Origin of the sequence: Paraburkholderia sp., from assembly GCF_047605525.1 — a bacterium.
Classification (GTDB): Bacteria; Pseudomonadota; Gammaproteobacteria; order Burkholderiales; family Burkholderiaceae; genus Paraburkholderia.
In genome coordinates, this window is sequence record NZ_JASGFN010000026.1 from 108,459 (window position 1) to 117,260 (window position 8,802).

Here is an 8,802-nt window from a genome sequence, read left to right on the forward strand (position 1 = left end):
TTCTCAATCTAGGCGGAGCTTGCCTTCGGCGTACGCGTACATCGGACGCCACAGCAGACGGTTGAACAGGGTCACGAACAGGGACATCACGGCGATGCCGACGATGATCTTCGGATAGTCACCCGCCGCGGTGGTCTGCGCGATATAGGCACCGAGGCCATGCGCGACCACCTTGGTGTCGCCCCACTGGACGAACTCGGCGACGATGCTCGCATTCCACGCACCGCCCGACGCGGTGATCGCGCCGGTCACGTAGTACGGGAAGATGCCCGGCAGCATCGCCTGACGCCACCATTGCCAGCCGCGGATGTGGAAATTCTTGGCCGCCTCGCGGTAATCGTTCGGATACGAACTCGCGCCGGCGATCACGTTGAACAGGATATACCACTGGGTGCCGAGCACGATCAGCGGCGACAGCCAGATGTCCGGGTTCAGATGGAAGCGCACGATCACGATCACGAACACCGGGAACAGCAGGTTCGCCGGGAACGCGGCGAGGAACTGCGCGAGCGGCTGGATTTTTTCCGCCAGCGCGGGCCGCAGGCCGATCAGCACGCCGACCGGCACCCAGATCAGCGACGCGATCGCGATCAGCACCACCACGCGCAGCAGCGTGATGAGCCCGAGCACGAACACGTGACCGACCTCGTCGAGCGTGACGCCGGTGCGCACATAAAGGAACACGCGATACACGACGAACACGGTGGCGATCAGCACGAGCGCCGCCCAGATCAGGTCGCCGGCCTTCGAACTCTTCTCGCGCTGCGGAATATGGAAGCGCGGCGTCTGGAACGCCGGCAACTGCATGCGCACGCGGGCGGCGCGCGCGAACATCCAGCCGAGCGGCACGAGCAGACGGTGAATCAGCCGGGTGCGACGGATCAGGTCGAGCAGCCACGAATCGGGCGCGTCGCCCGAGCTCGTGAATTCCATGCGGAATTTGTCGGCCCACGCGACGAGCGGACGGAACAGGAACTGATCGTACGCGAGAATCACGACCGTCATCGCGAGAATCACCCAGCCGATCGCGTGCAGGTTTTTCTCCGCGATCGCCTGCGCGAGATAGGCGCCGATGCCCGGCAGCGTAATCGTCCGGTTGCCGACCGTGATCGCTTCGGAGGCGACCACGAAGAACCAGCCGCCCGACATCGACATCATCATGTTCCAGATGAGGCCCGGCATCGAGAACGGCACTTCGAGTTTCCAGAAGCGCTGCCACGACGTCAGATGAAAGCCGCGCGACACTTCGTCGAGATCGCGCGGCACCGTGCGCAGCGACTGATAGAAGCTGAATGTCATGTTCCACGCCTGGCTCGTGAAGATCGCGAAGATCGCCGCGAGCTCGGCGCCGAGCACGCGGCCCGGGAACATCGTCAGAAAGAACGTGACCGTAAACGAAATGTAGCCGAGCACCGGCACCGACTGCAGGATGTCGAGAATCGGCACGAGCACGAGGCCGGCGCGCCGGCTCTTGGCCGCGAGCGTGCCGTACACGAGAGTGAAGACGAGCGAGGCGACCATCGCCGCGAGCATGCGCAGCGTGGTGCGCATCGCGTACTCGGGCAGATTCGACGGATCGAGCGAGATCGCCTGGGTCTGCAGCGTCGACATCGGCGCGAGCGTCTCGTGAAAGCCGATCGCCGCCATCGCGATGATGCAGATGATCAGCGGAAACGCGACGAAGTCCCAGCGATTGGGCAGTACGCGCCAGGCCGATGCATTGGCGGTGCGCTTCAGGTTGAAGCTGAAATCCATCAGATGCCCTCCCCCTCGAAACAGGCATGCGAACGCTCGAAGGAGGCCGCGGTTATCTCACGGCGGTCTATGGATAGGTCCGGAAAGCGGAAATCAGGCATGACAAAACGTGCGTGGTCAATCGTTAGAGTTGGAGACACGTCGGCCGGCGACGGACATGTTCATGGACGAGACGCCCACGATCACCCCCTTCACCATCACGCCGGATTCGTGTCGCCGCGGGCGCCGCCCGAAGGCTGGCGGGCTTTCCTCGTTTTGGACGGCACGACACTACACCATCCTATGTTTCAGGCACAACCTTTAGCCGCAAATAGAGATGCATGCCGCAAGCCCTTGCAGCAAGGCTCGCGTAAGGCCGGATCGCGCGCTTCGCGCCGCACTGTACCCTGCTCCCGCGTACTCCGGCAGGGGCCACGCGCGCCCGCCCCGGCCCGCGTGGCGCGCAAGCCACATGCGCGCTCGCCGCGGCGCATCCGCAACCCCGGCGAAGCAGCCGAAAACCCGTACAGCCATCAAGAAACCGGCGCAGTTGCCGTTAAGAACCTGATCGGCGCGGGCCATGCGGTCCCTATCCCCGCAATAACCATGGCGCCTTGCCTCGCGACGGTTAAAATCAGGAAACGACGTACCTGTTTATGAACGGTTCATCCCGGACCCCGTCGGCATTGCGGCGTCCGGTGCCGGCGGAGGACCGGAAGCAACGCGGGGGCCGGCATCAGGGCCAGCCGGGCGGCCGGTTCAGTGGGCAATACGGCGGCCAACCCAGCGCCAGCACGCTGCCACGAAAGAGCAAGTCGCATGTCACAGCCAGACGGATCAGAGGGTCGATGAACAGGACAACGTTGCGCCAGGTAGCCGGACCGGTCAGCTTCGTGCTGATCGTACTGGCTTGCTGGTTCGTGGCAGGCATGGTCGCGGACCGGATGGTACAGCAAGAGCTGGACGCGGCGCTGCGCACGCAGCGGCAGATGTCCACGTCGATCGTCGACAACATGGCGGAAGTGATCGCCAGCGACCTCGCGATGTCCCGCGCCATCCCCGCGACCATGGCCGAAATGGACATAGTCCAGCGCGCCCTGGTGCAATCGCAGAATTATGCCGCGAACAACGCGGCGGCGGAACCCGCGCTGCGCACCGCCTTGCTCAACAACCCGCAGATGCTGGCGGTCAGCAAGTTCCTGCACGACGCGCAAGGCTTCTCCGGGCTCGACCAGATCTGGATCGTCAACGCGAACGGCATCTGCGTTGCGTCGAGCAGCACGATCGCGGGTCCGGACGGCGCGCAGCAATCGTTCGTCGGCGCCGACATGCGCGCGCGCGGCTATCTCACCAACGCGCTGCTCGGCGCGTTCTCGGAAGCCTACGGCGTCGGCCGCGCGAGCGGCGAGCCGGGCATTTTCATTGCCGCGCCGGTCTACGCGGACGGGCTGCTGGTCGGCGCGGTGGTCGCGAAGGTCGGCATCGCGCGCTTGCGCCACTGGGTCGCGCACGCGGGCACCTTCGTCTCCGACGACAACGGCGTCATCATCATGGCGCACGACAGCGCGCTCGAAGGCCATGTGCTGCCGGACTCGCGCGTCACGCAGATGAGCCCCGCCGAGCGCCGCACCATCTACCGCCGCGATACGTTTCCCGACGTGCTGATCCGCGAGGACACGCAGGTGCGCGAACAGGCGCCGTGGGTGCCCACGGCGGTCGCCGGGCAGCTCTTCGGCATGATCGAGCAGCCGGTGCCGGCGCTGTATCAGAACCGCAGCGGCCTGAATTCGGGACTCTCCGCGCACCTGGTCGACCCGCTCGCCGCGTGGCCCGAGCTGCTGCGCAATCACAAGCGCGACCATCTGCTGGTGTTTCTGACGCTGGCCGGCACCGTCGCGCTGGCGTGGGTGATCACCGTTTCCTACGTGCGCGAGCGACGCCACCATCGCGCCACGCGCGACCTCGCCGAGCAGTTGCAGTCGGCCAATACGCTGCTGTCGGCGGAGGCGCGGCACGACGCGCTGACCGGCGCGCTGTCGCGGCGCTACTTCCTCGATCTGTTGCGCAGGGAGATCGACCGCGCGCGGGCGAACAACGAGCCGCTGTGCATGGCGATCGCCGACCTCGACCACTTCAAGCAGATCAACGACCGTTTCGGCCATGCCGCCGGCGATCGCGCGCTCGAACATTTCGTCGATACCTGCCGCGCCGAGTTGCGTGGCTCCGACGCGATCGGCCGGCTCGGCGGCGAGGAGTTCGGCCTGCTGCTGCCGGCTACCGATCTCACGAGCGGGCGCGACGTCGTCGAGCGTCTGCGCCTGCGTCTGAAAGACGTGCCGTCGCCGAAGCTGCCGGCCACCGCCGGCCTGAGCGTGAGCATCGGCATCACCGAGCTGTCGCCCGACGATCTGCCGGAGCGCATCATGAGCCGCGCCGACACCGCGCTCTACGCGGCCAAGACCGGCGGGCGCGACCGCACCGAAGCGCTGCCGCCCGACGATACCGCGCCGCCCGCGCGTACGGCGATGAACGCCTGGTGAACCGGCTGAGCGCGCCCTGCCGATAGCATCGAGCTTCCCGCAACGAAGCAGGTATGATGAATCCTGATATCGGGATTGTCGCTACCGCTTTAACGGGAGATTCGCATGAAGGGAAATCTGGTGATCGTCTGTCGCGATCAGGACGCTGACGCATTCGACCATCTGCTCGCCGAATACGGCGCGTTCCAGACGCGTCTGTCGTCTACCGCGTGGTATCTGAAACTGGAAGTCGCGCCGGAGGTGATTCAGGAGGAAATACTCGCGCGCCTTGGCAGATACACGACGCACTACATCTTCGAGGCGGAAACGGTGACGTGGAATACCGTGGATAGCGAGGCGGCGAATGCGTTGAATACGCTGTTTTCGGACTAGCGCTTCCCACCCTGCCGCGATGCCGGTGCCCGGCGCCCGCATCGCGATTCTGCTTCTACTTCTTTTTCGCGACTCTTTATCGCGCTTTTTACCAGGCGCCTTCCGAAGCCGCCGCGACCCTTGGCAGCACCTCGAACGGAAAGCTCATCAACACCCGCAAGCCACGGCCGCCGTGGTTGCCGATTTCCCAATCGCCGCCGGCACGCCGTACGAGCCGCTCGACGATTGCGAGGCCCAGCCCGCTATGGCCATTGCCGCCGCGCGCCGGATCGAGCCGCACGAACGGCCGGCTCGCGTTGATCAGGTCCTGCGCGGCGATGCCGCTGCCGTTGTCGCTAATAGCTAGCGTGAAGCCCTGCGACGTGCGCGCGGTGGCGACGACAACCGGCGGCGCGCCATACGCGTGCGCGTTATCGAGCAGGTTCGACAGAATCCGGTCGAGCGTGGCGGCGGGCAGCAGGAACGACGGCCCCGCGTTGAGTTCGGTCTGCACGGTCGGCGCGCCGGCCGCCACCGCCCGATAGCTGCGCACGACGCGCTCGCACTGGGCATCGACTTCGACCGGTTCGCTGCGATCCGCGCCGTCGTGCGCAAACACGAGAAACTGCTCGACGATATGCGTCATTGAATCGACATCGCGCACGACGCCATCTCGCGTCTTCGCGTCGTCCATCATTTCGGCGCGCAGCCGCAGACGCGCGAGCGGCGTCTTCAGGTCATGCGCGACACCCGCCAGCATCACCGCGCGGTCGTTCTCGGTGCGCGCGACTTCCTGCACCATCTGATTGAAACCGTGCGTGAGCTGCCGCAATTCGCGCGGACCGCGCTCCGGCACCGGCGGCACCGGCAGACCACGGCCGAAACGCGTCACCGCCTGCGCGAGCGAGCGCAACGGCTGCTGCAGCGCCCACGCGGCAAAAAGCGCCGCCATTACCGCGAACGAGAAAATGATCGCGAGCCACAACACCGTGCGGTCGAGCGAGCGCGGCATGCGCAACGGCTGCACCGGCACGACGATCCAGTTGCGGTCGGTCGCCGCGCGTACCCACAGCGTGGGCGGACCGCCCGGCGGCCCGACGCGCACTTGTGTATCGGCCGGCATGCGATCGCGCACGTCCTCGACGAAGCGCTCGAGCGGCGCCGGCATTGCCGCGTTTTGCGCCGGCACGTCCGGGCTCGCCGGGTCGACGAGCTTCACGCGCGACGGCAACGGTTGATCCGGGGTTCGGGCGACGTGCTGGCGCACCGCGTCGACGAGGAAGGTGGCTTCCTCGACCGCGTAGCGCGTTTGCAACTGCGAGCGTTCGAGCCGCATCAGTGCATACCACGCGAAATGCGACAGCATCAGCACCGCGACGACTAGCAGCGCGAGCCGTCCGAACAGCGAATCAATGGGCCGACGCATGCTGCTCGCCGTCCGGCACGAACACGTAACCGCGGCCACGCACCGTCTGGATGAAGCGCGGCGTGGACGGATCGGTTTCGAGAATGCGGCGCAGGCGCCACACCTGCACGTCGATGCCACGGTCGGTGCCGTCGTACTCGGGACCGTGCAGCAGTTCCAGCAGGCGCTCGCGGGTGAGCGTGCGCATGGGGTGATTGACGAAGATCTTCAGCAGCGCGAATTCGCTGCCCGACAGCGTGAGCGGCTTGTCTTCGAGATGCAGCGTGCGCGACTGGAAGTCGAGCGTGAAGCGGCCGAAGCTGAACGGCTCGCGCTGCTCCGGCGCGGCCGCCGAGGGCAACGTGCGGCGGCGCCGCAGCACCGCCTGCACGCGCGCGAGCAATTCGCGCGGATTGAACGGCTTGCCGAGGTAATCGTCCGCGCCGAGCTCGAGCCCGACGATGCGGTCGACGTCGTCCGCGCGCGCGGTCAGCATGATGACGGGGATATCGTCGCCCGACGCGCGCAGCTTGCGCAGCGCGGTGAGCCCGTCGACACCCGGCATCATCAGGTCCAGCACGATGAGGTCCGGGCGCTCGCGCTCGAGTCGGCGCTCGAGTGAGCCCGCGTCGTGCAGCACCGAAACTTCGATGCCCTGACGGGCGAGATAGTCGCGCAACAGATCGCGCAATTCGACGTCGTCGTCGACAACCAGAATTTGAGTAGCCATGGAATGAAGTTTAACGCGCAGCAGAAAGGGTTTTCGTTTTCCGAACCACCTCAACAGTTACTGGGTGTTACGGTGAAAGGCGCGCGTAATGCGTGGTAATAGCGGCATCGACGCGCGTAACACAGCAGTCGGCGCGCTTCTCTACGCTGTGCCTTACCGAGTGCAGGCAGTCCACATGACCGGTTGCATCGTCGGCTATTCCATTACAAGGAGCCTTATATGTCCACCAAAAAGATGTCGCGCGTTCTCGCCGTTGCTGCCACCGCTCTCGCCCTCGGCGCGGGCGCCGCTTATGCCGCTCAACCCGCCGAACAGGCCCACGGCGGCCCCGGCGGCTGGCACGGCCACTTCATGAAAGATCTGACCCAACTCCACGACCAGCTCAAGCTGAACGCGGACCAGGAAAAGCTGTGGCAGAGCGCGCTCGATACGATGAAGCAGAACCACGAAGCGATGCGCGCCAATCATCAGCAGGCACGCGATCAGTTCAAGGCGGCGCAGCAACAGCCTATCCTGGATCTGAACGCGATGGCCGCGACGCACCAGCAGATCGAGCAGAAGGATGCGCAACTGCGCCAGCAAACCACCGACGCCTGGCTCAAGTTCTATAACGGCCTGAACGACCAGCAGAAGACCACCGTCAGCACCGCGCTGAAAAAGCGCTTCGCGCGGATGGAACAGCGTCACGAAAAGATGCGTGAGCGCTGGGAGCATCATAAGGGCGCGGCCTCGGCGCCGGCCGCAAACCAGTAAGTGGTGTGATGCGCAGGCAACGCGAGGCGGCCTCGTACGGCCGCCTCGCACATGAAAAAACGCCACGGAAGACGGTTTCCGTGGCGTTGCTGGTTAGTGACTTATGCGCGCGCAGCGTGGCGAATACATCGCGAACGCGTCGATCGCCGCAATCGGCTTCGCGAATCAGCCGTTCAGCGGGCCGAGATCGAATAGCAGCACTTCCGCGTCTTCACCCTTTTCCAGCGTCACCGTGTCGATGTCGCTGAGCTTCGCGGCATCGCCCGCCTTGAGCGCCTTGCCGTTCACGCTCAGTGCGCCGCGCGCCACGTGCACATAGGCGAGGCGTCCCGCCGGCAGCGTGAACGTCGCGTTTTCTTCGCGATCGAACAGTCCCGCGTAGATCGATGCGTCCGCATGAATCGTCACCGAGCCGTCGCGGCCATCGGGCGACGCGATCACGCGCAGACGGCCACGCTTGCTGTCGGCGTCGAAACGCTTTTCCTCATAGCCAGGCTGATCGCCCGCGCGGCGCGGAATCACCCAGATCTGCAACAGATGCGCCGGTTCGTCGCGCGACGCGTTGAACTCGCTGTGCTGCACGCCGGTGCCCGCGCTCATGCGTTGCACGTCGCCGGGACGGATCGTCGAGCCATTGCCCATGCTGTCACGATGGGTGAGCGCGCCTTCCAGCACGTACGTGACGATTTCCATATCACGATGGCCATGCGCGCCGAAGCCCTGGCCGCCGGCGATGCGGTCTTCGTTGATGACGCGCAGCGGGCCGAAGTGCACGTGCCGCGGGTCGCGGTAATCGGCAAACGAGAAGCTGTGATACGAGTCGAGCCAGCCGTGGTTGGCGTGGCCGCGTTCTTCGGAACGGCGAATCTCGATCATGGAAAGTCTCCCGGTAAGTAAACAGAACGATGCGGGGAATGTAGGGTCAACCCGGGCGCATAACAATCGGCACGGGTGCACCGGACCGTTCCATCGATGTGCGCAATCGCGATGGGGTTCGGGGTTCGACAACACGCGCCCCAAAAACGCCGCAACAAGGCCACAAGCGTCCCCGGAAACCCACCCCGCGCCGGAAAAGTCACCCCGGCGTCGCGCACGCACCACGCCCGCCGCGGCGCCTCGCCACGCGCTGTCGTCCTGGACTGGCGCCTCGTCGCGCTTCGGGTAAAATACCGCGCTTTTCAAGCCGCACGGGCGTTCGGCGAGCCGTTCAAGGGCCGCCGGCAAGCCCCGCCGGGCGGCCGGCGAGCCGCACGCGGCGGCCATCGGGTCGACGCGGCGCGCGACCGAAG

At 65.6% G+C, this 8,802-nt stretch carries 8 protein-coding genes; 4 read left to right on the forward strand and 4 right to left on the reverse strand.

All coding sequences use genetic code 11. The features are described 5' to 3' along the window. Positions 1-3: 3 nt before the first annotated feature. A complete protein-coding gene (locus tag QM685_RS30035; RefSeq protein ID WP_415122284.1) occupies positions 4-1,755 on the reverse strand; it encodes an ABC transporter permease in 1,752 nt (583 codons plus the stop codon). Positions 1,756-2,582: 827 nt separating this feature from the next. Between QM685_RS30035 and QM685_RS30040 the strand changes: the two genes are divergently transcribed. Continuing rightward, entirely contained in the window at positions 2,583-4,274 is a 1,692-nt protein-coding gene (locus QM685_RS30040; protein WP_415122286.1) for a diguanylate cyclase, read from the forward strand. A gap of 105 nt (positions 4,275-4,379) precedes the next feature. Further along, entirely contained in the window at positions 4,380-4,646 is a 267-nt protein-coding gene (locus QM685_RS30045; RefSeq protein ID WP_415122288.1) for a hypothetical protein, read from the forward strand. Positions 4,647-4,734: 88 nt separating this feature from the next. Here the strand turns inward: QM685_RS30045 and QM685_RS30050 are convergent, their stop codons facing one another. Next, entirely contained in the window at positions 4,735-6,051 is a 1,317-nt protein-coding gene (locus QM685_RS30050; RefSeq protein ID WP_415122290.1) for an ATP-binding protein, read from the reverse strand. Further along, positions 6,035-6,760, reverse strand: coding sequence for a response regulator (locus tag QM685_RS30055; RefSeq protein ID WP_018419780.1), 726 nt, complete (start codon positions 6,758-6,760; stop codon positions 6,035-6,037). Before QM685_RS30055 ends, QM685_RS30050 begins: the two co-directional genes overlap by 17 nt. 219 nt (positions 6,761-6,979) lie before the next feature. On the opposite strand from QM685_RS30055, the gene QM685_RS30060 reads away from it, so the two are divergent. Beyond that, the gene (locus tag QM685_RS30060; RefSeq protein ID WP_415122293.1) at positions 6,980-7,513 is read left to right on the forward strand and encodes a periplasmic heavy metal sensor; all 534 of its coding nucleotides are present in this window, start codon (positions 6,980-6,982) and stop codon (positions 7,511-7,513) included. 165 nt (positions 7,514-7,678) lie between these two features. Here the strand turns inward: QM685_RS30060 and QM685_RS30065 are convergent, their stop codons facing one another. Further along, on the reverse strand, positions 7,679-8,389 hold the full coding sequence (locus QM685_RS30065; protein ID WP_415122295.1) for a pirin family protein: 711 nt from the start codon (positions 8,387-8,389) through the stop codon (positions 7,679-7,681). Between the two features lie 96 nt (positions 8,390-8,485). Here QM685_RS30065 and QM685_RS30070 point away from each other — a divergent pair. Continuing rightward, positions 8,486-8,802: hypothetical protein (locus QM685_RS30070; RefSeq protein WP_415122297.1), on the forward strand; the 317-nt coding region annotated here is incomplete at its 3' end.